This is a genomic window from Achromobacter spanius, assembly GCF_039673305.1.
Lineage (GTDB): Bacteria > Pseudomonadota > Gammaproteobacteria > Burkholderiales > Burkholderiaceae_B > Achromobacter > Achromobacter spanius_F.
The window spans coordinates 1-21,352 of sequence record NZ_JBDJLJ010000001.1 but is presented as its reverse complement, the minus strand read 5'-3'; the positions used below and the strand labels follow the sequence as shown (position 1 = coordinate 21,352).

Annotated in this window: 19 protein-coding genes; 6 read left to right on the top strand and 13 right to left on the bottom strand. The window is 67.8% G+C overall.

Annotated features, from left to right (window positions below):
• Positions 1 to 24 precede the first annotated feature (24 nt).
• Entirely contained in the window at positions 25 to 960 is a 936-nt protein-coding gene (locus ABE485_RS00095) for a DMT family transporter (protein WP_346512595.1), read from the top strand.
• A 65-nt stretch (positions 961 to 1,025) separates the two neighbouring features.
• On the opposite strand, the gene ABE485_RS00090 is transcribed toward ABE485_RS00095, so the two are convergent.
• The 6 genes from ABE485_RS00090 to ABE485_RS00065 form a co-directional block, all read right to left on the bottom strand.
• The gene (locus ABE485_RS00090) at positions 1,026 to 2,255 is read right to left on the bottom strand and encodes an MFS transporter (RefSeq protein WP_346512594.1); all 1,230 of its coding nucleotides are present in this window, start codon (positions 2,253 to 2,255) and stop codon (positions 1,026 to 1,028) included.
• Positions 2,256 to 2,410: 155 nt separating this feature from the next.
• The gene (locus tag ABE485_RS00085) at positions 2,411 to 4,435 is read right to left on the bottom strand and encodes an acetyl/propionyl/methylcrotonyl-CoA carboxylase subunit alpha (RefSeq protein ID WP_346512592.1); all 2,025 of its coding nucleotides are present in this window, start codon (positions 4,433 to 4,435) and stop codon (positions 2,411 to 2,413) included.
• 105 nt (positions 4,436 to 4,540) lie between these two features.
• Complete coding sequence (locus ABE485_RS00080; protein ID WP_346512591.1) at positions 4,541 to 6,148, bottom strand: carboxyl transferase domain-containing protein; 1,608 nt, start codon at positions 6,146 to 6,148, stop codon at positions 4,541 to 4,543.
• Positions 6,149 to 6,369: 221 nt separating this feature from the next.
• On the bottom strand, positions 6,370 to 7,551 hold the full coding sequence (locus ABE485_RS00075) for an acetyl-CoA C-acetyltransferase (RefSeq protein ID WP_346512590.1): 1,182 nt from the start codon (positions 7,549 to 7,551) through the stop codon (positions 6,370 to 6,372).
• 35 nt (positions 7,552 to 7,586) lie between these two features.
• Complete coding sequence (gene aceK / locus ABE485_RS00070; protein WP_346512589.1) at positions 7,587 to 9,467, bottom strand: bifunctional isocitrate dehydrogenase kinase/phosphatase; 1,881 nt, start codon at positions 9,465 to 9,467, stop codon at positions 7,587 to 7,589.
• 23 nt (positions 9,468 to 9,490) lie between these two features.
• On the bottom strand, positions 9,491 to 10,669 hold the full coding sequence (locus ABE485_RS00065; protein ID WP_346512588.1) for an isovaleryl-CoA dehydrogenase: 1,179 nt from the start codon (positions 10,667 to 10,669) through the stop codon (positions 9,491 to 9,493).
• Between the two features lie 244 nt (positions 10,670 to 10,913).
• On the opposite strand from ABE485_RS00065, the gene ABE485_RS00060 reads away from it, so the two are divergent.
• Both ABE485_RS00060 and ABE485_RS00055 read left to right on the top strand, forming a co-directional pair.
• A complete protein-coding gene (locus ABE485_RS00060) occupies positions 10,914 to 12,089 on the top strand; it encodes a M20 aminoacylase family protein (RefSeq protein WP_346512587.1) in 1,176 nt (391 codons plus the stop codon).
• A 58-nt stretch (positions 12,090 to 12,147) separates the two neighbouring features.
• Positions 12,148 to 13,119 carry a Bug family tripartite tricarboxylate transporter substrate binding protein gene (locus tag ABE485_RS00055; protein ID WP_346512586.1) on the top strand — a complete coding sequence of 324 codons (972 nt, stop codon included), beginning with the start codon at positions 12,148 to 12,150 and terminating at the stop codon, positions 13,117 to 13,119.
• Between the two features lie 67 nt (positions 13,120 to 13,186).
• Here the strand turns inward: ABE485_RS00055 and ABE485_RS00050 are convergent, their stop codons facing one another.
• Both ABE485_RS00050 and ABE485_RS00045 read right to left on the bottom strand, forming a co-directional pair.
• Complete coding sequence (locus ABE485_RS00050) at positions 13,187 to 13,519, bottom strand: YnfA family protein (protein WP_346512585.1); 333 nt, start codon at positions 13,517 to 13,519, stop codon at positions 13,187 to 13,189.
• Between the two features lie 8 nt (positions 13,520 to 13,527).
• Positions 13,528 to 13,908, bottom strand: a complete 381-nt coding sequence (locus ABE485_RS00045; protein ID WP_346512584.1) for a MerR family transcriptional regulator — start codon at positions 13,906 to 13,908, stop codon at positions 13,528 to 13,530.
• A 73-nt stretch (positions 13,909 to 13,981) separates the two neighbouring features.
• Between ABE485_RS00045 and ABE485_RS00040 the strand changes: the two genes are divergently transcribed.
• A complete protein-coding gene (locus ABE485_RS00040; RefSeq protein WP_346512583.1) occupies positions 13,982 to 15,049 on the top strand; it encodes an MBL fold metallo-hydrolase in 1,068 nt (355 codons plus the stop codon).
• A 47-nt stretch (positions 15,050 to 15,096) separates the two neighbouring features.
• Here ABE485_RS00040 and ABE485_RS00035 read toward each other — a convergent pair whose 3' ends face one another.
• Positions 15,097 to 15,723, bottom strand: coding sequence for a LysE family translocator (locus ABE485_RS00035; protein ID WP_346512582.1), 627 nt, complete (start codon positions 15,721 to 15,723; stop codon positions 15,097 to 15,099).
• 85 nt (positions 15,724 to 15,808) lie between these two features.
• On the opposite strand from ABE485_RS00035, the gene ABE485_RS00030 reads away from it, so the two are divergent.
• Both ABE485_RS00030 and metC read left to right on the top strand, forming a co-directional pair.
• Positions 15,809 to 16,516: a nitroreductase gene (locus ABE485_RS00030; protein ID WP_346512581.1), complete on the top strand. Its 708-nt coding sequence runs from the start codon at positions 15,809 to 15,811 to the stop codon at positions 16,514 to 16,516.
• 58 nt (positions 16,517 to 16,574) lie between these two features.
• Positions 16,575 to 17,792 (top strand): cystathionine beta-lyase, encoded by a 1,218-nt coding sequence (gene metC / locus ABE485_RS00025; protein WP_346512580.1) that lies wholly within the window; start codon positions 16,575 to 16,577, stop codon positions 17,790 to 17,792.
• Between the two features lie 21 nt (positions 17,793 to 17,813).
• On the opposite strand, the gene ABE485_RS00020 is transcribed toward metC, so the two are convergent.
• The 4 genes from ABE485_RS00020 to ABE485_RS00005 form a co-directional block, all read right to left on the bottom strand.
• Positions 17,814 to 18,758, bottom strand: a complete 945-nt coding sequence (locus ABE485_RS00020) for a hypothetical protein (RefSeq protein ID WP_346512579.1) — start codon at positions 18,756 to 18,758, stop codon at positions 17,814 to 17,816.
• Entirely contained in the window at positions 18,755 to 19,978 is a 1,224-nt protein-coding gene (locus ABE485_RS00015) for an ABC transporter substrate-binding protein (protein WP_346512578.1), read from the bottom strand. Before ABE485_RS00015 ends, ABE485_RS00020 begins: the two co-directional genes overlap by 4 nt.
• A 153-nt stretch (positions 19,979 to 20,131) precedes the next feature.
• A complete protein-coding gene (locus tag ABE485_RS00010) occupies positions 20,132 to 20,764 on the bottom strand; it encodes a thiol:disulfide interchange protein DsbA/DsbL (RefSeq protein WP_346512576.1) in 633 nt (210 codons plus the stop codon).
• 78 nt (positions 20,765 to 20,842) lie between these two features.
• Positions 20,843 to 21,352, bottom strand: a 510-nt coding sequence (locus ABE485_RS00005; protein ID WP_346512575.1) for an SPOR domain-containing protein, incomplete at its 5' end; no start/stop codon positions are given.

Genomic DNA, 21,352 nt, shown 5'->3' with positions numbered 1-21,352 from the left:
GGGGCGGAACGGCAAACTGCCTGCATGAATACCGATCGACACTTGCGCCCCGCCTTCTCCGTCACCCAGGCTCCCGCCGCGTGCGCGGCCAAATCCACGGGCGCCCTGCCCTTCCTGCTGGGCTCGGGCGTGCTGGGAACCATTGGCGTGTTCGTTCACATGGCGGGCGCCGGCGCGCTGACGGCCACGTGGTTCCGGTGCGCATTCGGCCTTGCGGGGCTGACGGTGTGGATGCTGGTCCGCGGGCGAGGGCGCGCCCTGCGGCTGGCCGGGTCCACGGCGCCGCTGGTGCTGGGCGCAGCCGCGTTGATGGTGCTGAGCTGGGTTCTGTTCTTTGCGGCGATAGAACGCACGTCGGCGGGCATGGCGGTGGTGCTGTTTCACATGCAGCCGATGTGGGTGCTGTTGCTGGGCGCGGTGTGGCTGCACGAGCGCAGCAGCCGGCATCGCCTGGTATCTGTGTTCGTGGCGATGGGGGGCCTGGTGCTGGCGACCGGCGTGCTGGAGCACGATACGTCCGCGCTTTCTGCGGCAGCGCAGGCCGGCTATTGGTGGGGCGTCGCCTTTTGCCTCGTGGGCTCGATCTGCACGGCCTGCGCGGCCGTCATGGTGCGCCGGCTGGGCGCCATGCCGGCGGGTGTCCTGGCATGGTGGCAATGCGCATTGGGGACGGCGGTGCTGTGGATCTGGCCGATGCAGCAGGGCTGGCCGGCATGGGGTGCTTCCTGGCTGTGGCTGGCGGGCCTGGGGTTGATCCACACCGCCGCGGCTTACACGCTGATCTACACGGGAATGGCGCGCCTGAACACGGGCCGTATTGCGGTGTTCCAGTTCGTCTATCCGGCGGTGGCGATCCTGATCGACTGGCTCTACTTCGACCGGCGCTTCGGCAGCCTGCAGCTGGCGGGCATCGCGATCATGGCCGTGGCGATCTGGAACGCGGAGCGCGGCGGAAAATAGCCGCGCTCGTCGACGAGCCATGACGCGGCCCGGTGACCCAGGGCGCCGGGAGTTCCCGTTGCGTGCTACGTCTGCGCGACTTCGTTCCCGTGGAGTGTGCGCAGCCGCCTCAGCTCGGGAAACCAACGCATCCACAGTCCCGCCACCGCGATCGTCCCGATGCCGCCGATCACCACGGCCGGCACGGCGCCGAACAGGTGCGCCGTCAGGCCGGATTCGAATTCCCCCAGCTGGTTGGATGCCCCGATGAACAGGGTGTTCACGGCGCTGACCCGCCCCAGCATGTGGTCCGGCGTATTCAGCTGCACCAGCGATGACCGCACCACCACGCTGACCGCGTCCGCGGCACCCAGCACGACCAGCGCGGCCACCGACAGCGGGATCGAGGTCGACAGGCCGAAGACGGTGGTCGCCAGGCCGAACACGATGAGCGAGCCGAACAGCAGCCGCCCGACGTTTTCGCCCAGGCTCAGGCGCGCCAGCGTCAGCGACATCAGCGCCGCGCCGCAGGCGGGCGCCGCGCGCAGCGCGCCCAGCGCCCAGGGGCCGGCGTTCAGGATGTCCTTGGCGAAGATGGGCAGCAACGCCGTCGCGCCGCCCAGCAGCACGGCGAACAGGTCCAGCGACAGCGTGCCCAGCAGCAGGCGCCGCTGGAAGATGAACGTGATGCCGCCGAACAGGGTGCGCCACGTGGTGGGCTCCTTGCGCGGCGGGGCGCGGTCGATGACCAGGGTGGCGATGGAGGCAAACGCGGTCAGGTACAGCGCCGCCGCCACGCAGTAGATCCATCCTGCGCCCAGCCCGTAGCCGACGCCGCCCAGCGCGGGGCCGGCAATCTGCGCGATCTGCCCGCCCGACGACGACAGCGCGGTGGCGCGCGGCAGCCATTCGCGCGGGACCACGGCGGGGATCAGCGTGGACAGGGTGGGCGCTTCGAAGGCGCGCGCCGAGCTCATGATGATGATGGTGGCGTAGATCAGCGTCTTGCCGCCCACGCCGTGCAACGCCGCGATCGCCAGCACCAGCGTGGCCAGCGCCTCCAGCGCCATGCAGACGGCGACGATCTTGCGGCGGTCGTAGCGGTCCGCCACGTGGCCGACGACCAGCGTCAGCGCCGCCATGGGCAGGAACTGCGCCAGGCCGATCAGGCCCAGGTCGATGGCGCTGCCCGACAGCGCGTAGATCTGCCAGCCCACCGCCACGGAGACGATCTGGAACGCCAGCGACGCGCTGACGCGCGCGAAGAGGAAATGCAGGAAGGGCGGACGGGAAAGCGGACTGGGGGAGTCGGACATGGGGAAAGGCGGAACGCGCGGGGGGAAGCCCGATTCTAGGCGGCGGGGGCTGACGTGCAGCTAAACCCCGGGGCGGAGGGCGCCGCCAAGAAACCCGCGGCTCCGGACGAGAGCGCCCGGAGCCGCGGGGAACGCGGTATCGCGCCGCAGGCAGCCTATTCGATCGACACCAGCTCGGCGCCTTCCGTCACCTGATCGCCCACGGCGTAGAACACTTCCGCCACGGTGCCGTCCGCGGTGGCGGAGATGGTGTGCTCCATCTTCATGGCTTCCATGACCAGCAGGGGCTGGCCTTTCTCGACGGCGTCGCCCGCCTTGACCGAAATCGAGATGATCTTGCCGGGCATGGGCGCGGCCAGGCCGGCGCCGTGGTCGCCCTGCGTGTCCTGGGAGTGCGTCAGCGCGTCATAGAGGTCCAGGACGTGCGCGCCGTCTTCGCGGAATACGTAGGCGCGGTCCGCGTGCAGGACGACCGTGCCGGCGCTCTCATGGCCTTGCAGGGTGATGCGCAGGCCGTAGGCCAGGTTCGGGTTGGCGCTGGCGTGCGAGCGCCACAGGAAGGGCCGCGGGCCATCGCCGGTGTCCAGCGTCCAGGCGCCGCCCTGCCGGGCCACGGTGACGCGGCGGGTCTCGCCGTTGTCGATCCATTGCAGGTGGCGATGGTACTGGCCGCCCAGGCGCCAGCCGTCGCGCGCGTCCCAGGGGGCGCCAGGTCCCTTGCCGGCGCCCTGTCCGCCCGGCTGGGCCAGGCCCTGGCGCACCAGCACGGCGGCCGAGGCCAGCGCCAGGATGTCGGCGCTGGCGGCTGCGGGTTCGGGCAGCAGCGTCGCGCGCTGGCGTTCGATGAGGCCGGTGTCCAGGTCCGCCGCGGCGAAGGCGCTGTCCTTCATGAGGCGGGACAGGAAGGCCACGTTGGTCTGCACGCCCACGGCCTGCGTCTGCGCCAGGGCCTGCAGCATGCGGGCGCGGGCCTGGTCGCGGTCGGCGCCGTGCACGATGAGCTTGGCGATCATCGGATCGTAGAACGGGGTGATGGTGTCGCCCATGCGCACGCCGCCGTCGACGCGCACGTCGCCATTGGCGAACGCGGTGTGCGGCGGCAGGCCCAGGTAGGCCAGCGTGCCGATGGACGGCAGGAAGCCCTTCTCGGGGTTCTCGGCGTAGATGCGGGCCTCGATGGCGTGGCCGTTGATGCGCAGGTCTTCCTGGCGCGCCGGCAGCGGCTGGCCAGCCGCTACGCGCAGTTGCCATTCGACGAGGTCGTGGCCGGTGATCATTTCGGTCACCGGATGCTCGACCTGCAGGCGCGTGTTCATTTCCATGAAGTAGAAGCGGCCGTCGGGCTCGGCGATGAATTCGACCGTGCCCGCACCCACGTAGCCCACGGCGCGCGCGGCGGAAACCGCGGCTTCGCCCATGGCGCGGCGGCGCTCTTCGGTCATGCCGGGGGCGGGCGCTTCTTCGATGACCTTCTGGTGGCGGCGCTGCACAGAGCAATCGCGCTCGAACAGGTAGACGCAGTTGCCGTGCGTGTCCGCGAACACCTGGATTTCGATGTGGCGCGGCTTCTGAAGATAGCGTTCGATCAGCACGCGGTCGTCGCCGAAGCTGGACGCGGCTTCGCGCTGGCAGGACGCCAGCGCGTCCAGGAACGCGCCGGACGCTTCCACGACGCGCATGCCCTTGCCGCCGCCGCCCGCGCTGGCCTTGATCAGCACGGGATAGCCGATGGCGTCGGCCTGCGACTTAAGAAACTGCGGGTCCTGGTTGTCGCCGTGGTAGCCGGGCACCAGCGGCACGCCGGCTTTTTCCATCAGGGACTTGGCGGCCGACTTGCTGCCCATGGCGGCGATGGCGGACGCCGGCGGGCCGACGAAAGCGATGCCCGCTTCTTGCGCGGCCTGCGCGAAGGCTTCGTTTTCCGACAGGAAACCGTAGCCGGGGTGGATGGCGCCCGCGCCGGTGTCGCGCGCGGCCTGCAGGATGGCGTCGGCGCGCAGGTAGCTGGCGCGCGGCTCCGAGCCGCCGATGTAGACGGCCTGGTCGCAGGCGGCCACGTGGCGCGCATTGGCGTCCGCGTCCGAATAGACGGCGACGGTGCGCAGCCCCATGCGGCGGGCGGTGGCGGCGACGCGGCAGGCGATTTCGCCGCGGTTGGCAATCAGCACAGTATCGAACATAGCGTTATCCAGGCTCAAATCGTTCGTAGACAGCGGTGCCGCGCAAGGACACTGCCGACATCTTTAACAACCGTCCCCATCAGCGCGTAGGGGGTGGGCTCTACCCTACATGCGGAAGACGCCGAACTTGGTGTCTTCGATCGGCGCGTTCAGCGCCGCGGACAACGCCAGCCCCAATACGCGGCGCGTGTCGGCCGGCGCGATGATGCCGTCGTCCCACAGCCGCGCGGTGGCGTAATACGGATGGCCTTCGCGTTCGTACTGTTCGCGGATCGGCGCCTTGAAGGCATTTTCTTCGTCGGCGGACCACTGGCCGCCGCGCGCCTCGATGCCGTCGCGCTTGACGGTGGCCAGTACGCTGGCCGCCTGTTCGCCGCCCATCACGGAGATACGGGCGTTGGGCCACATGAAGAGCATGCGCGGCGAATAGGCGCGGCCGCACATGCCGTAGTTGCCGGCGCCGAACGACCCGCCGATCAGCACGGTGAACTTCGGCACGGCGGCGGTGGCCACGGCCGTGACCATCTTCGCGCCATGGCGCGCGATGCCCTCGTTTTCGTACTTGCGGCCGACCATGAAGCCGGTGATGTTCTGCAGGAACACCAGCGGGATCTTGCGCTGCGCGCACAGTTCGATGAAGTGCGCGCCCTTCTGCGCGGATTCGGAAAACAGGATGCCGTTGTTCGCGACGATGCCCACGGGCATGCCATGGATGTGCGCAAAGCCGGTGACTAGCGTGGGGCCGAAGCGCGCCTTGAATTCGTCGAATTCCGAACCGTCCACGATGCGCGCGATGACCTCGCGAACGTCATAGGGCTTGCGGGTGTCGGCGGGGATGATGCCGTTGAGTTCGCTCGGGTCGTAGCGCGGCTCGCGCACGGGCAGCGTGGCCAGCGGCTGCGGCTTCTTGCGGTTCAGCCGGGCCACGGCGTTGCGCGCCAATTGCAGTGCGTGCATGTCGTTGGCGGCCAGATGGTCCGCCACGCCGGACAGGCGCGTGTGCACGTCGCCGCCGCCCAGGTCTTCGGCGCTGACTTCCTCGCCGGTGGCGGCCTTAACCAAAGGCGGTCCGCCCAGGAAGATGGTGCCCTGGTTCTTGACGATGATGGACTCGTCGCTCATGGCGGGCACGTACGCGCCGCCGGCGGTGCAGGACCCCATCACCACGGCGATCTGCGAGATGCCCTGCGACGACATCTGGGCCTGGTTGTAGAAGATGCGGCCGAAGTGCTCGCGGTCGGGAAAGACCTCGTCCTGCTGCGGCAGGTTGGCGCCGCCGGAATCCACCAGGTACACGCAGGGCAGATGGTTCTGCGCGGCGATCTCCTGCGCGCGCAGGTGCTTCTTGACCGTCATCGGGTAGTAGGTCCCGCCCTTGACCGTGGCGTCGTTGCAGACGATGACGCATTCAGTGCCGGACACGCGGCCGATGCCGGTGATGACGCCCGCGCCGGGCGCGTCGCCGTCGTACATGCCGTGCGCGGCCATGGGCGACAGTTCCAGGAAAGGCGTGCCGGGATCGATCAGGTTTTCCACCCGTTCGCGCGGCAGCAGCTTGCCGCGCGCCACGTGCTTGGCGCGCGCGGATTCGCTGCCGCCCAGCGCGGTCTGCGCCAGTTTCTGGTTCAGGTCATCCAGCTGCGCCTGCATGGCGCGCGCGTTGTCGGTGTAGTCCTGCGACCGCGGATTGATGCGGGATTCGATGATGGGCATGGGGTACCACCCGTCCTGCTTGATTGGAATTTGAGGGCGCTCGAAGAGCGGTTTGTCTCGCTGCCCGGTGGTCCGGGAGTTCTTGTCGATTTGTTGTCGTGGATTTCGTTGCGCCTTTCCTGCATGGCCCGCGACCGACCCGTCGCGGTGTGTGCAATGCCGAAAAGGCGCAGCGGAATCCAGCTCGGGAAGCAGGCATGGCCCGCTTCCCGAACAGGGGCTTAGACCATCTCGATGGCCATCGCGACGGCTTCGCCGCCGCCGATGCACAGCGTGGCCACGCCGCGCTTGCCGCCGGTCTTGCGCAGCGCGCCGATCAGCGTGGCCATCAGGCGGGCGCCCGATGCGCCGATCGGGTGGCCCAGCGCCGTGGCGCCGCCGTGGATGTTGACCTTGTCATGCGGGAGCTTGAAGTCGGTCATGGCGGCCATGGTGACCACCGCGAAGGCTTCGTTGATCTCGTACAGGTCCACGTCCTCGGCCTTCCAGCCGGTCTTGTTGAACAGGTTCTTCAGCGCGCCGACGGGGGCGGTGGTGAACCAGTTCGGTTCCTGCGAGTGCTGAGTGTGCGCGACGATGCGGGCCAGCGGCTTGACGCCGAGCTTTTCGGCGGTGGACGCGCGCATCAGCACCATGGCGGCGGCGCCGTCGGAGATCGAGGACGAGTTCGCGGCGGTGACCGTGCCGTCTTTCTTGAACGCGGGCTTCAAGGTGGGGATCTTTTCCGGCATGGCCTTCGTGGGCGCTTCGTCGGTGTCGATCACGGTGTCGCCCTTGCGGCCGGCGACGGTCACAGGGGCGATTTCCCACTTGAAGCTGCCGTCTTCCGAGGCGGCGCGGGCGCGGCGCAGCGATTCCAGCGAGAACTCGTCCTGCTGTTCGCGCGTGAAGGAATACTTGGAGGCGCAGTCTTCGGCGAACACGCCCATGGCCTTGCCCTTGTCGTAGGCGTCTTCCAGGCCGTCCAGCGCCATGTGGTCGTACACGGTGTTGTGGCCGTAGCGATAGCCCTGGCGGCCCTTTAGCAGCAGGTACGGCGCGTTGCTCATGCTTTCCTGGCCGCCGGCGACGACGATGTCGGCGCTGCCCGAGGCCAGCAGGTCGTGGCCGAACATCGCGGCCTTCAGGCCCGAGCCGCAGACCTTGTGGATCGTGGTGCAAGCGACGCCAAGCGGCAGGCCCGCGCCCAGCGCGGCCTGGCGGGCGGGCGCCTGGCCCTGGCCGGCCTGCAGCACGTTGCCCATGATGACTTCGTCGACCTGCTCGGCCTTGATGCCGGCGCGCTCAACGGCGGCCTTGATGGCCACCGAGCCCAGCTCGTGCGCGGCCAGGCCGGACAGGTTGCCCAGCATGCCGCCCATGGGCGTGCGGGCGACGGAAACGATAACGATGGGATCTGACATGACTAGCTCCTGTGAGGGTCGGGACAGCGTTTCGGTTACAACACCGCGTTGCCGCTTGAAGGGCGTTCTTGGCGCAGGCGTCTGTCCGTATCGTAAGGGAAAAATTCTTCAATCCGGCCCTGCGCCACATGGGCGCGGCAGGCCTGCCACCACTCCGGTTCAAGCAGTTCTGAATGGTGACGCATGAAGGCGCCGCGCACCCGCGCGTCGCCCAGCAGGAAGCGGCCGAATTCTTCGGGAAATACGTCGTTCGGTCCGATGGCGTACCAGGGTTCGGACGCCAATTCCGCTTCTTCGTTCGGGGCCGGCGGAATGCGCCGGAAATTCATTTCAGTCATGCGCTGGATTTCGTCGTAGTCATAAAAGACGACCCGGCCCAGGCGCGTGACGCCGAAGTTCTTGTAAAGCATGTCGCCGGGGAAGATGTTGGCCGCGGCCAGCTGCCGGATGGCGTCCCCGTATTCGCGCACGGCCGGCTCCAGGAGCGCGTCCGGGGCCTGCCGCAGATATATGTTCAGCGGCGTCATCCGCCGTTCGATGTAGACGTGCCGGATGACGACCGTATCGGCGGTTTCTTCGAGCAGGCTGGGCACCAGCCGGCGCAGTTCGTCGAGCAGGGCCGGGGCGAAGCGCGCGCGCGGCAGCGCCACCTGCGAATATTCCCAGGTGTCGGCCATGCGCCCCACGCGGTCGTGCAGCTTCACCATCTGGTATTTGCGCCGCACGGTGGCGTGGTCCATGCCGTCCTTGTCGATGCGGTCCTTGATCAGCTTGAACACATACGGGTAGGACGGCAGCGTGAACACGCACATCACCATGCCCTTGATGCCGGGCGCGATGTCGAAGGCGTCGCGCGAATGCGCCAGGTGGTGCAGGAAATCGCGGTAGAACAGTGTCTTGCCCTGCTTCTGCAGGCCGATCATGGTGTAGAGCTCGGCCTTGGGCTTGCGCGGCAAAAGGCTGGACAGGAAATTCACCACCGCGGCGGGCGTTTCCATGTCCACCAGGAAATAGGCGCGCGTGAAGCTGAACAGCGTGCTCAGGTCGTCCGCGCCCAGCAGCAGGGCGTCCAGCACCACCTGCCCCGCCGGATTGCGCGTCAGCGCCACGGCAAACGGATAGACGGTGGTCTGGTTGATCAGGCGCCCGACGATGTAGGCGCCCTTGTTGCGAAAGAACAGCGAGCCCAGCGCGTGGATCTGGCAGTCGGTGGCGATGCGCCGGCCGACGTGGCGCGGCAGCAGCGCGCGCAGTTTCGAGACCGCGGCGCGCGCCAGCAGCCGCGTGTCGCGCGGCAGGTCCTCGAAGGGCAGCGCCAGGCCAAAGTCTGCCACCATCCGGATCAGGCTTTTTTCCAGACCGTCCGCCGCCGGGTAGTACACGCGGTACGAGGGCACGCTGCTGTCCAGGTAGTCGGTGGCGACGGCGGGGCGGACAAACAGGAAATCGTTGTGGAAATAATCCCGGTGCAGCAGGCGGCATGACACCGAGTTGAAGAACGTCTCCGCGCATTCGGGCTGACGGTGGTCGCCCAGCAGGCCGACGAATTCCTGTTTGATCTGCTGCCAGAACGCTGTCTGCGCCTCGGTCAGCGATGGCGCGGCGGCGCCGTTGCCGGTGCCGGTGCCGTTCGTGGCGCCGCCGACGGCGCCTTCGGGCCGCCCGCGCAGCACGCCTTCAAGCTGGGCGGCGCATTCGCGCACGCGCATGTCGTAGTACTCGATGCGCTCGCGCGACAGGTGCTGGATGCCGTGCCAGTCGCCGGATTCGAACAGCGCCTTGGCGCGCTGCGCGCTGTAGCGGAACAGCGCGTAGTGGCGGTCGAAGCCCGCCAGGATCAGGCGCGCGACGTCCAGCGGCGAGGGGCCCGGCGCGGGAGCCTGCTCGATGTGCTGGACGTCGGACATGCGGATCATGGCGCGGCCTGTGGATAAGGCGGTCAGGCGGTTTCGTTGAACAGTTCGCGGCCGATCAGCATGCGACGGATCTCGCTGGTGCCGGCGCCGATTTCATACAGCTTGGCGTCGCGCCACAGGCGGCCCACCGGGTATTCGTTGATGTAGCCGTTGCCGCCCAGGATCTGCACGCCCTCGCCGGCCATCCAGGTGGCCTTTTCGGCGGTGTACAGGATCAGCGCGGCGCAGTCCTTGCGCACCTGGCGCACGTGCTCGGTGCCCAGCTTGTCCAGGTTCTTGCCCACCTGATAGCAGAAGGCGCGGCTGGCCTGAAGCGTCGTGTACAGGTCGGCGACCTTGCCCTGGATGAGCTGGAATTCGCCGATCGCCTGGCCGAACTGCTTGCGGTCGTGGATGTAGGGCACCACCGCGTCCATCACGGCCTGCATGATGCCCAGGGGGCCGCCGGACAACACGGCGCGTTCGTAGTCCAGGCCGCTCATCAGCACCTTCACGCCGCCGTTGACCTGGCCCAGCACGTTTTCCTCGGGGATCTCGCAGTCCTGAAACACCAGTTCGCCGGTGTGGCTGCCGCGCATGCCCAGCTTGTCCAGCTTCTGCGCCACTGAGAAGCCCTTGAAGCCCTTTTCCACCAGGAACGCGGTGATGCCGCGCTGGTGGGCTTCGGGATCGGTCTTGGCGTAGACGACCAGCGTGTCGGCGTCGGGGCCGTTGGTGATCCACATCTTGGTGCCGTTCAGCACGTAGCGGTCGCCCTTCTTTTCCGCGCGCAGCTTCATGCTGACAACGTCGGAACCCGCGCCGGGTTCGCTCATCGCCAGGGCGCCCACGTGTTCGCCGGAGATCAGCTTGGGCAGGTACTTCGCCTTCTGGGCCGGCGTGCCGTTGCGGTTGATCTGGTTGACGCACAGGTTGGAGTGCGCGCCATAGGACAGGCCCACCGAGGCGCTGGCGCGCGAGATCTCTTCCATCACCACCATGTGGGCCAGGTAGCCCAGGTTGGCGCCGCCATATTCTTCGTCGGCGGTCATGCCCAGCACGCCGAGTTCACCGAATTTGCGCCAGAGGTCCATGGGGAACTGGTCGCTGCGATCGACTTCCGCGGCGCGCGGCGCGATCTCGGCCTGCGCGAAATTGCGCACGGCGTCGCGCAGCATGTCCAGGTCTTCGCCCAGGTCGAAGTTCAGGCCGGGAAGATTCATCGATGTCTCCGTGATAGTGGGTACTTACATTCTTATAGGCGCCCGTTGCTGCGGCGGCAGTCGCGTGAGGCCCATGATGCGCCGATCACTTATCGCCGCGCAATGATGCAGTGCAAATATTACGTTTACGTAAACGTAAATTGGATACGGGTTATCCCTAGCTTCCTGTGACCGCCCCGGGGAGTAACGGTGAGTAATATTCCTGCCGATCCTTGAATCCTGAATCACCCGATGGGAGTTAGCCGTGCTCGAACTATCCAACCTGGACGAAATTGTGGCGCTGCGGCGCGACATCCACATGCACCCCGAGCTCTGCTACGAAGAGCACCGCACGGCCAAGGTGGTGGCGGACGCGCTGCGCGGCTGGGGCATCGAAACCCATACCGGCATCGCCAAGACCGGCGTGGTGGGCGTGATCAAGCGCGGCACGTCGGACCGGGCCATCATGCTGCGCGCGGACATGGACGCCCTGCCCATGCAGGAGGAAAACCAGTTCGAGCACCGTTCGCGCCACGACGGCAAGATGCACGGCTGCGGCCATGACGGGCATACCGCCATGCTGCTGGCCGCCGCGCAGCACCTGCAGAACGTGGGCGGGTTCGATGGCACGGTGTACCTGTGCTTCCAGCCGGCCGAGGAAGGCGGCGCGGGCGGCCGCGCCATGATCCAGGACGGCCTGTTCACGCGCTTCCCCTGCGAAGCCGTATTCGGCATGCACAACTGGCCGGGCCTGCCGGCCGGTTCCATCGGCGTCTGTTCCGGCCCCATGATGGCGGCCGCCAACGGCTTCAAGATCACGGTCAAGGGCAAGGGCGGCCACGCCGCCGCGCCGCAGGACTGCAACGATCCGGTGCCCGCGCTGTTCGCCATCGGCCAGTCCCTGCAGACCATCCTGACGCGCAGCAAGCGCCCGCTGGACGCCGCCGTGCTGTCGATCACCCAGGTGCAGGCGGGCGGCAGCGTCATCAACGTGATCCCGAACACGGCGTGGCTGGGCGGCTCGGTGCGTGCCTACAGCACCGGCGTGGTCGACCTGATCGAACGGCGCATGAAGGAGATCGCGGGCAACATCGCCGCCGCGCACGGCTGCGAGGCCGACGTCTTCTTCGAGCGCCGCTACCCGGCGCTGGTCAACACCGTGGCCGAGACCGAATTCTGCATGGGCGTCATGAAAGAGGTCGTGGGCGAAGACCGGGCGCTGACGATCGAACCGGCCATGGCGTCGGAAGACTTCGCCTTCCTGCTGCAGGAAAAGCCCGGTTGCTACGTGTTCCTGGGCAACGGCGATGGCGAGCACCGCATGGCGGGCCACGGCCTGGGCCCCTGCATGCTGCATAACGCCAGCTATGACTTCAATGATTCTTTGATTCCGGCGGGCGCGTCGTACTGGGTTCGCCTGGCGCAGCGCTATCTCGCCTGATGTGCTTTACCGCTATCCGTTTTACCAACGCAGTGCTACGCAACATCACTAGGACGATATGAAAAAGAAGACATTGCTGATCAAGGCCGCGGGGGCGGCCCTGGCAATCATGGCAAGCGGCGCGATGGCCCAGACCTGGCCGGCCAAGCCTGTCACCGTGGTCGTGCCCTACACCGCCGGCGGCAGCGCCGACGCGATCGGGCGCCGCCTGGGCGACGCGCTGCGCAAGGAAGCCAACGTGACGGTCATCGTCGAGAACAAGCCCGGCGCCGGCGCGTCGGTGGGCACCGATTACGTGGCCCGGGCCCAGCCGGATGGCACCACGCTGCTGCTGGCGTCGACCAGCCCGCTGACCATCTTCCCGCACCTGGCCAAGACCAACTACGACCCGATGAAGGACCTGACGCCGGTGGCCAGCGTGGCCGTGGCGCCGGTCGCGATCGTGGCGACCAAGGCGCTCCCGGTGAAGGATTTCGCGGGCCTCATCGAATACGCCAAGTCGCACCCGGAAGGCGTGCGCTACGGCACGCCGGGCCAGGGCACCGTGGCCCACATCGGGATGGCCGCCGTGACCACGCAGACCGGCACGAAGATGCTGCACGTGCCCTACCGCGGCAACAGCCAGGCGCTGACCGACGGCCTGGGCGGCGTGGTGGAACTGCTGGTGGTCAACAGCGACGTCGTGCTGCCGCACGTCGCCAACGGTGCGCTCAAGCCGCTGGCCGTCATGGCGCCGCAACGCCTGGCCGCCTGGCCGGACGTGCCGACGATGGCCGAACTGAAGCTGCCGCAGGCGCAGTACTACTCGAACTTCGGCATCTTCGCGCCCGCGAACCTGCCGCCGACGGTGTCGCAGCCGCTGCAGGCCGCCCTGGCCAAGGCCGTTGCCAGCGCCGAGTTCCAGGAGTTGCTGGCCAAGTCGTTCCTGCAGCCGGGCACGGCGTCGGGCGAGGCCTTCGCCAAGCAGGTGCAGGCCGAGTTCACCAACAACGCCCGCATCATCAAGGAAGGCAATATCAAGGCCGAATAAGCTGCGGCGCATGAAAAAAGCGCGCGGCCCTTCGGGGCTCGCGCGCTTTTTTTCATGCTGCGGGGGCCTAGGTGCTGCGCGGCCCGAACATGATCACCAGCATCCCGGCCAGGCACAGGCCCACGCCGATCCAGTCGCTTGCGCTGGGGCGCACGCCGTCCACGGCCCACAGCCACAGCAGCGCCATGCCGATGTAGACGCCGCCATAGGCGGCATACACGCGCCCGGACGCGGTGGGATGCAGCGTCAGCAGCCACGCAAACAGCGCCAGGCTGAGCGCGGCGGGCGCCAGCAGCCAGATGGAATGGCCCTTGCGCAGCCACAGGTAAGGCAGATAGCAGCCGACGATCTCGGCCAGCGCGGTCAGGACGAACAGCGCGACGGTTTGCAGGGCGGCCATGCGCGCGCCTAAGGTTTCTGCGCCAGCAGGACGCGGCACTGGCGTTCCTGTTCGGCGATTTCGTGCAGGGTATCGTCGATGTCGCGGCGCTGCTGTTCCAGCGTGGCGCGGTGCTGCTCCAGCACGCTCAGGTATTGGCGCAGCTGGACCTCGGTGTCGCCCGGGCCGTCGTACATGTCGATGAGCGTCAGGATCTCGGACAGCTGCAGGCCCAGCCGCTTGCCGCGCAGCGCCAGTTTCAGGCGCGTGCGGTCGCGCGGCCCGAAGATCCGGTTGCGGCCCTCGCGCGCCGGGCTGACGATCCCCTGGTCTTCGTAGAAGCGGATCGTGCGGGGCGTGACGTCGAACTCGCGGGAGAGTTCAGAGATGGTCCAGGTTGACGAGGGCATGCGACGTGTGGCAGTTTACGTAAACGTAAATTATGATGACTTGACCAGATCGTCAAGCGTGGAGCGAGAGGCAATGAACCCCAACGAACAGAAGCTTCAATACCCCTGGGCCGATTTCCAGCCCGAAGCCGGCCGCGCGCATGTGGTGGCGGAAGGGGTCAAATGGATCCGGATGCCGCTGCCGTTCGCGCTGGATCATATCAACCTCTGGCTGCTGCGCGACAACATCGACGGCAAGGACGGCTGGACCATCGTCGACTGCGGCATTTCGCGCGACGAAGTGAAAACGCTATGGGAAGAGGTCTTCAAGAACGAGCTGGACGGCCTGCCCGTCCTGCGCGTGATCGTCACCCACATGCACCCCGACCACATCGGCCTGGCCTACTGGCTGTGCGAACGCTGGAACGCCCGGCTGTGGATGACCATGACCGACTTCATGGTGGCGTCGCTGTGGTCGTCGCGCCGCAACGATGCCGGCGCGGGGCCCGGCGGGCAATCGGCGGTCGAGCACTTCGCCCGCCACGGCCTGACCGATCCGGACGCGCAGGAACAGATCCGCCAGCGCGCCAGCTACTACCCCAACCTGGTTCCCGCGGTGCCGTCCCGCTATACCCGCATCATGCACGGCGACCAGATCCGCATCGGCGGGCGCGACTGGCGCGTCATCGTGGGCTACGGCCACGCGCCGGAGCATGCGTCGCTGTTCTCGCCAGACCTGGGCGTGCTGATTTCCGGGGACATGGTGCTGCCGCGCATTTCCACCAACGTCAGCGTGTTCGACTACGAACCCGACGCCAATTCGCTGCCGCTGTATCTGCGCTCGCTGGACGGCTACGACGGCCTGCCGGACGACACGCTGGTGCTGCCCTCGCACGGCCGCCCCTTCAAGGGGCTGCACGAGCGCATCGCGCAGCAGCACGAGCATCACCGCGACCGGCTGGCGGAAGTGCTGGAAGCCTGTTCGGTCCAGCCGCAGTCCACGTCCGACATCGTCCCCGTGCTGTTCAAGCGCAAGCTGGACCTGCACCAGCTGACCTTCGCCATGGGCGAGGCGCTGGCGCACCTGCATGCGCTGTATTTCGAAGGCAAGCTGACGCGCGCCCAGGATGCGGACGGCATCGTGCGTTTCAAGGCTGCCTGACCGGACGTAAGCGGGCCGCGCGGCGCCCTGCCGCGCGGTTGCCGGTCTTACCGCGTGGCGGTCGCCAGCCTGACCGCCAGTCCCACGAACACCAGCGCGGCAATGCGGTTGAGCCAGCGCTTGGCGGTCACCGAGCGCTGCAGCAGTTCGCCGAATGCGCCCGAAAAGAAGGCGATGGCGCCGAACACCAGCAGCGTCGACACCATGAACACCGCGCCCAGCTGCATGGTCTGCAGGCCCACCGGACCCAGTCGGGGCGAGGTGAACTGCGGCAGGAAGGCGAAGAAGAACAGCAGCACCTTGGGGTTGGTCAGGTTCATCACGATGCCGCGGCGGTACAAGGCCCCGGGCCGCATCGGTTCGGGACGCTTGCCGGCCTCGGATTCCACGGGGGCGCGCAGGATCTGCCACGCCAGCCAGGCCAGGTAGGCCGCGCCCGCCAGCTTGAGCACCATGAACGCCATGGGCGACGCCGCGAACACGGCGGCCAGCCCCACCGCCACGGCGGCCGTATGTCCCAGCAGCCCCGTGCACAGGCCCAGCACCACGAACATGCCGGCCTTGCGGCCCCAGATGGCCGACTGCATCAGCACGAACAGGTTGTCGGGCCCGGGAGTCAGGGCCAGCAGCACGGCAATGCCGAAGAAGGCGATCAGGGTGTCGAGGGGCAGCATGGGATCTCGTCGGAATCGGGGCCGGCCGGCGCCGGACAGTGGCATCATAAGGGCAAAGCAGACCAGACCAGGAGACAGACCGACCATGACCGCCGCCCATCCCGCCACGGAATCCGGAACCGCGTCCACGGACGCCGCACTTGAAGCCTGGCTGCTTGCGCGCCACAGCTGCCGCGCCTTTCTACCCGAACCCGTGCCGCGCGCCACCATCGAGCGCATCCTGAGCCTGGCGCAGCGCACCGCGTCCTGGTGCAACTGCCAGCCCTGGCAGGTGGCCATCACCGAAGGCGACGGCACGCGCCGGCTCAGCGACGCGCTGCAGCGACGCGCGCAGCGCGACGGCTTCACACCCGACTTCCCCTTCCCGCGGGAATACCGCGGCGACTACCTCGCCCGCCGCCGCGAATCGGGCTTCCAGCTCTACGGCGCCGTGGGCGTCCCGCGCGGCGACCGCGACGCCTACCGGCGCCAGGAAATGCGCAACTTCGCGCTGTTCGACGCGCCGCACGTCGCCATCGTCACCACCGACGAGGCGCTGGGCGAATACGGCGCGATGGACTGCGGCGGCTATGTCGCCAATTTCCTGCTGGCGGCCCAGGCTAATGGCGTGGCCACCGTGGCGCAGGCGTCGCTGGCGATGTACCCGGAAATCCTGCGCGAGGTCCTGGGCATCGGACCCGACCGGCGCGTGGTCTGCGGCATCTCTTTCGGCTACGCGGACCGCGCGCATCCGGCCAACAGCTACCGCACCCGGCGGGCGGAACTGGACGAAACGGTCAACTGGATACGCTGAAATTCTTCCCGCCTCCTGATATGGTTTGATTTCCCTGGCTTTGTCGCACCCCTAGAAGATGCCTACCAAACACATCGATACGGTCCTCCAGCACGCGGGCACCGCCCCGTTCAATCCCGATACCGGCACGGCCCCGGTGCCGCTGCCGCCCATGCGGGCCAGCACGGTGCGCTTTGCCAACATCGCCGCCCTGGAAAACGCGCAGCGCAGCAAGGCCGCCGGCGGCCGCGCCACGACCTACGGCCGCATGGGCATGGACACCCACGCCGCCCTCGAAGAAGTGTTCACGCAGCTGGAAGGCGGCACGCACTGCTACCTGGCGTCGTCGGGCCTGTCGGCCATGACCATGGTCATGATGGCGCTGTGTTCGGCGGGCGACCACGCCCTGATCTCCGACTGCGTGTACGGCCCGATGCGCGAACTGGACGACGCCGTCCTCAAGCGCATGAACATCGCCATCACGTATTTCTCGGCGGACGACGACCTGGAAGCGCTGGTGCAGCCAAACACCACGCTGCTGTATGTGGAATCCCCCGGTTCGCTGCTCTTCGAAATGCTGGACATGGGCGCCATGGCCGCCTTCGCCAAGGACCACGGCCTGGTGCTGGCCACCGACAACACCTGGGGATCGGGCTACATCTACCGTCCGCTGACCCTGGGCGCGCAGGTTTCCGTCATCGCAGGCACCAAGTACGTGGGCGGCCATTCCGACCTGATGCTGGGCGCGGTGGTCACCAACGACGAAGCCATCGCCCGCAAGCTGAACCGCACGCAATATGCGATGGGCTACTCCATCAGCGCGGACGACGCCTGGCTGGCGCTGCGCGGCGTGCGCACCATGCCCATCCGCATGGCCCAGCACGCGCGCCATGCCATGCAGGTGTGCGAATTCCTCAAGAGCCGGCCCGAAACCGCGCGCCTGTTCCACCCCGCCTGGCCGGCGGATCCGGGCCATGCGCTGTGGCAGCGCGACTGCACCGGGTCCAACGGCATGCTGTCCGTGGAACTGCGCCTGTCCGCGGATGCGGCGCGCACCTTCGTGGACGCGCTGACCCTGTTCGGCATCGGCTTTTCGTGGGGCGGCTATGAAAGCCTGGTGCAGCTCGTGTCGCCCAAGGACCTGTCCAAGCACAAGTACTGGGGCGAAGGCGACAACGCGCTGGTCCGCCTGCACATCGGGCTGGAATCGCCCGAAGACATCATTGCCGACCTGACCCAGGCGCTGGAAAAGGCCGCGGCATTCCAGGCGCAAGCCCAGGTCCAGGCCCAGCCCTGAGGCCGTTGCGGCGCGGCGCCTTCACGCCGCGGCGCGTATCCACGCGCCGATGCGCGCCGCGATGTCGTCGCTGTTGTCGTCCATCATGGGCATGTGCGAATTGCCGGCGATGCCCATGTCGGCCAGGCGCCAGGTATCCACGCGGGCGCCATGGCGCGCCAGTTCGCCGGCGTAGGCCGCGCCGCTGTCGCACAGCTTGGTCCACAGCAGCGTGGCTTCCAGATAGTCGCCATAGACAAACAGGAACGGCTTGCCGGCCACGCTGGCCGCCACCACCTCGCTGGAAAACCCGGACGGTTCGATGCCGATCACGCCGCGCACCAGTTCTGGTCGCGCATGCAGGGCGCGGTAGGCCACTTCCCCGCCATGGCTGTGCGCCAGCACCAGGCAGGGGCCCACGCGGTCCAGCACGGCGCAAAAGCCCTCCAGCGCCGCATCGTTGTTGCCCAGCCAGCGCGGCACCGCGTGGCGGATGAAGCTGTCGAAGGCGGCCACCGGGAAGCGCTGGCCCGCGAAGGCGCGCCGCGCCTCGAAGTCCTCGGCTCGTCCGAAGCGGAACAGCGACCAGCTTTCCTCGGCGTTGCGGATGATGGGCGGCTCCGGCCAGACCTGCGCGAACGGCGCCCAGCCGGCGCGCCCGCGCTCCACGTTGTCCACCACATAGACCGCATGCCCTTGCCGCAGGAAGTGCTGCACCCAGCCCGGCCTGCCGTCCGGCGTCTGTTCCCACATCGCGCCCGTCATTCCGCCGCCGTGCAGCAGCACGATGGGCAGCGGATGCGCCAGCCGCGCGGGGATGAAGTACTGCACGTAGGCCTGCTCGAAGTGGTAAAGACCGTTGGGGTCATAGGCGAGCGATGCCGTCTGCGTGAAGGCGATGTCGCGTTTGGGCTGGCCTTCTATGCGCACGGGCCTGCCGCCCGCATAGAAGCTGCCGAAGTCCGCCAGGGCCAGTTCGTTGGTCATTGCTTGACCAGCGGACACTGGCTGTCGGACAGCGGCCAGGCCAGCGATTCGCCGGGGATGGTGCGCACGATGTTGTAGTAGTCCCAGGGCGCCTTGGATTGCTCCGGCGTCTTGACCTGCGCCAGCATCATGTCGCGCACCACCAGGCCGTCGGCGCGGATGTGCGCGTTCAGGCTGAACGGATCATCGATGGGCAGCGACTTCATCTTGGCCATCACCGCGTCCGCGTCCACCGTGCCCGCGGCCTTCACCGCCTGCAGGTAGTGGCGCACCGAGCTGTAGACGCCCGCCTGCAGGAAGGTGGGCGGCCGGCCCACGCGCGCCTCGAATTTCTTGGTGAACGCGCGCGTGCCGTCGTTCATGTCCCAATACGAGGGCACGGTCAGGTAGGTTTTCTGCGCGGCGGCCAGACCCAGGCTGTGCACGTCGGTCAGGAGCAGCAGCATCGCCGCCAGCTGCTGCGTGCCGCCGATGCCGAATTCCGCCGCCTGCTTGATGGCCGATATGGTGTCGCCGCCCGCGTTGGCGATGGCGATGATCTGCGCCTTGGAGCCCTGCGCCTGCAGCAGGAACGACGCGAAGTCCGAGGCGTTCAGCGGATGGAAGACGGTGCCGGCCACCTCGCCGCCGTTGGCCTTGACCACCGTTTCCGTGTCCGCGGCGAGCTGCTTGCCGAAGGCGTAGTCGGACGCCAGGATGAACCAGCGCTTGCCGCCCTCTTTGACGACGGCGGTGGCGGTGCCACGCGACAGCGCGTAGGTGGTGTAGGTCCATTGCACGCCGTAGGGTGAGCATTGCGCCTGTGTCAGCGCAGTCGTGCCCGGACTGGAGAACAGCACGAGCTTTTTCTTTTCCCGCGCGATGCCCTGCACCGCCAGCGCGACCGACGAGTTGGGCACGTCCACCACGACGTCCACGCCATCGGTGTCGTACCACTTGCGGACCATGCTGCTGCCGATGTCAGGCCGGTGCTGGTGATCGCCGGACACCAGCGCGATGGGCTTGCCCAGCAGGGAGCCGCCCATTTCCTCGATGGCCAGCCGGGCGGCTTCCACCGAGCCCTTGCCGGTGGCGTCGGCGGTGACGCCGGCCATGTCCGTCAGGACGCCGATCTTGACGCCCTCGGCGGCGCTGGCGTGGGCCAGTTGGACACCCGACGCGAAACAAAGGCCCAGGCCCAGGCTCAACGCCGCGCGGCTGCGCAGGAATTGCTTTTTCATTTGTCTTCCACCCGTTTGAGGCCGTCGATGCGGCGAATTCTTGTGGCGAAAGTGTAGCGCGGCCCCCCTGAAAGCGCGCTTGAAACCACACGCAAAAACAAAACGCCCCGGCCGTGAGGCTCGGGGCGTCTGGCTGCGTTGTCGCGGCGCGGATTACTTGGCGCGTGCCATCGGGATCAGCTTGTCCACTTCCTTCAGGGCGCCTTCGTAGCTGTTGCCCGCCATGACGGGCGACGTCATGAACTTGCCGCCAACGGCAAACGACGGGGTGCCTTCGATGCGGTAGGCGTCAGCCAGTTGGGTGGCGCGCTGGACCTGGGCCTGCACGCTGAACGAGTCGAACACCGAGTCGAACTTGGCGCGGTCCACGCCCTGGGTCGCGATCCAGTCGCCCATGGCCTTCTTGTCGAACAGGCGCTTGTGCTCGCCGTGGATGGCCGTGAAGACCTTGGGGTGCAGGTCGGGACGGTCCAGGGCCAGCAGCGCGTAGTAGAGCTGCTGCAGGGGCTTCATGCCGGCGTTGAAGGCGATGGGCACCTGCTTGAGCACCACGTCCGAAGGCGCGGTCTTGGCCCAGTCTTCGACCATGGGTTCCATGGCGGCGCAGTGCGGGCAGGTGTAGGCGAAGAATTCCAGGACCTCGACCTTGCCCGGGGTGTCCGAGGGCAGCGGCGGATTGATCGGCACGTACTGCTGGGCGCCTTGCGCGTGGCTGGCCGGGCTGAAGAACGCCGTGGCGGTCAGCGCGGCGGCTGCCAGGATGCGGATGAGCTTGGGGGACAGCATGGATGAGGTTCCTGAATAAAAAGCTACAGACAGGCCCGGGGCCGGATTAGTTCAACGCAAAACGATCCGCCGCGTGCCCTACTGGCGCACCACGGCGGTTTCGATCTTGTTCTCGCCCAGCCGGCCGCGCGCCCGGTTCATGTCGTCCAGGCGGGCAAACGGGCCCACGCGCACGCGGTTGATGGGCTTGCCGTTCAGTTCGGCCTTCTGGACCGCCACCGGCAGGCCCAGCAGGATGATGCGGGCCTTCAGCGATTCCGCGTCGTTCTCGCCGCGGAAAGCGCCCGCCTGCAGGTAATACGTACCGTTGGCGGCGGAGGCCGTGGCGGCGGGCGCCGGCTTGGCGGGGGCAGGCGCCGCCGGGGCCGCCTTGGAGATGGGCGTGGGCGCGGAGCCGGGCGCCGCGGCGGCCGGCGCCGCGGCAGGCGCCCTGGAGGTGGGCAACGTGGCGATCAGCGCGCCCAGGTCGTCCAGCTTGGCCGGCGTGTCGTCGCCCTTGGCGGGCGCGCCGTTGCCGGGCCGCGGAGCCGGCGCGGTGGACGTGGGACCGCTGGGCGCCGCGCCGGCGGCGCCGGCCCGGCCGTACCG

Coding starts and splice junctions, on each gene's coding strand:
- ABE485_RS00095 (WP_346512595.1), top strand. CDS start 25: ATGAATACCGATCGACACTTGCGCCCCGCCTTCTCCGTCACCCAGGCT.
- ABE485_RS00090 (WP_346512594.1), bottom strand. CDS start 2,255: ATGTCCGACTCCCCCAGTCCGCTTTCCCGTCCGCCCTTCCTGCATTTC.
- ABE485_RS00085 (WP_346512592.1), bottom strand. CDS start 4,435: ATGTTCGATACTGTGCTGATTGCCAACCGCGGCGAAATCGCCTGCCGC.
- ABE485_RS00080 (WP_346512591.1), bottom strand. CDS start 6,148: ATGCCCATCATCGAATCCCGCATCAATCCGCGGTCGCAGGACTACACC.
- ABE485_RS00075 (WP_346512590.1), bottom strand. CDS start 7,551: ATGTCAGATCCCATCGTTATCGTTTCCGTCGCCCGCACGCCCATGGGC.
- aceK (WP_346512589.1), bottom strand. CDS start 9,467: ATGATCCGCATGTCCGACGTCCAGCACATCGAGCAGGCTCCCGCGCCG.
- ABE485_RS00065 (WP_346512588.1), bottom strand. CDS start 10,669: ATGAATCTTCCCGGCCTGAACTTCGACCTGGGCGAAGACCTGGACATG.
- ABE485_RS00055 (WP_346512586.1), top strand. CDS start 12,148: ATGAAAAAGAAGACATTGCTGATCAAGGCCGCGGGGGCGGCCCTGGCA.
- ABE485_RS00050 (WP_346512585.1), bottom strand. CDS start 13,519: ATGGCCGCCCTGCAAACCGTCGCGCTGTTCGTCCTGACCGCGCTGGCC.
- ABE485_RS00045 (WP_346512584.1), bottom strand. CDS start 13,908: ATGCCCTCGTCAACCTGGACCATCTCTGAACTCTCCCGCGAGTTCGAC.
- ABE485_RS00040 (WP_346512583.1), top strand. CDS start 13,982: ATGAACCCCAACGAACAGAAGCTTCAATACCCCTGGGCCGATTTCCAG.
- ABE485_RS00035 (WP_346512582.1), bottom strand. CDS start 15,723: ATGCTGCCCCTCGACACCCTGATCGCCTTCTTCGGCATTGCCGTGCTG.
- ABE485_RS00030 (WP_346512581.1), top strand. CDS start 15,809: ATGACCGCCGCCCATCCCGCCACGGAATCCGGAACCGCGTCCACGGAC.
- metC (WP_346512580.1), top strand. CDS start 16,575: ATGCCTACCAAACACATCGATACGGTCCTCCAGCACGCGGGCACCGCC.
- ABE485_RS00020 (WP_346512579.1), bottom strand. CDS start 18,758: ATGACCAACGAACTGGCCCTGGCGGACTTCGGCAGCTTCTATGCGGGC.
- ABE485_RS00015 (WP_346512578.1), bottom strand. CDS start 19,978: ATGAAAAAGCAATTCCTGCGCAGCCGCGCGGCGTTGAGCCTGGGCCTG.
- ABE485_RS00010 (WP_346512576.1), bottom strand. CDS start 20,764: ATGCTGTCCCCCAAGCTCATCCGCATCCTGGCAGCCGCCGCGCTGACC.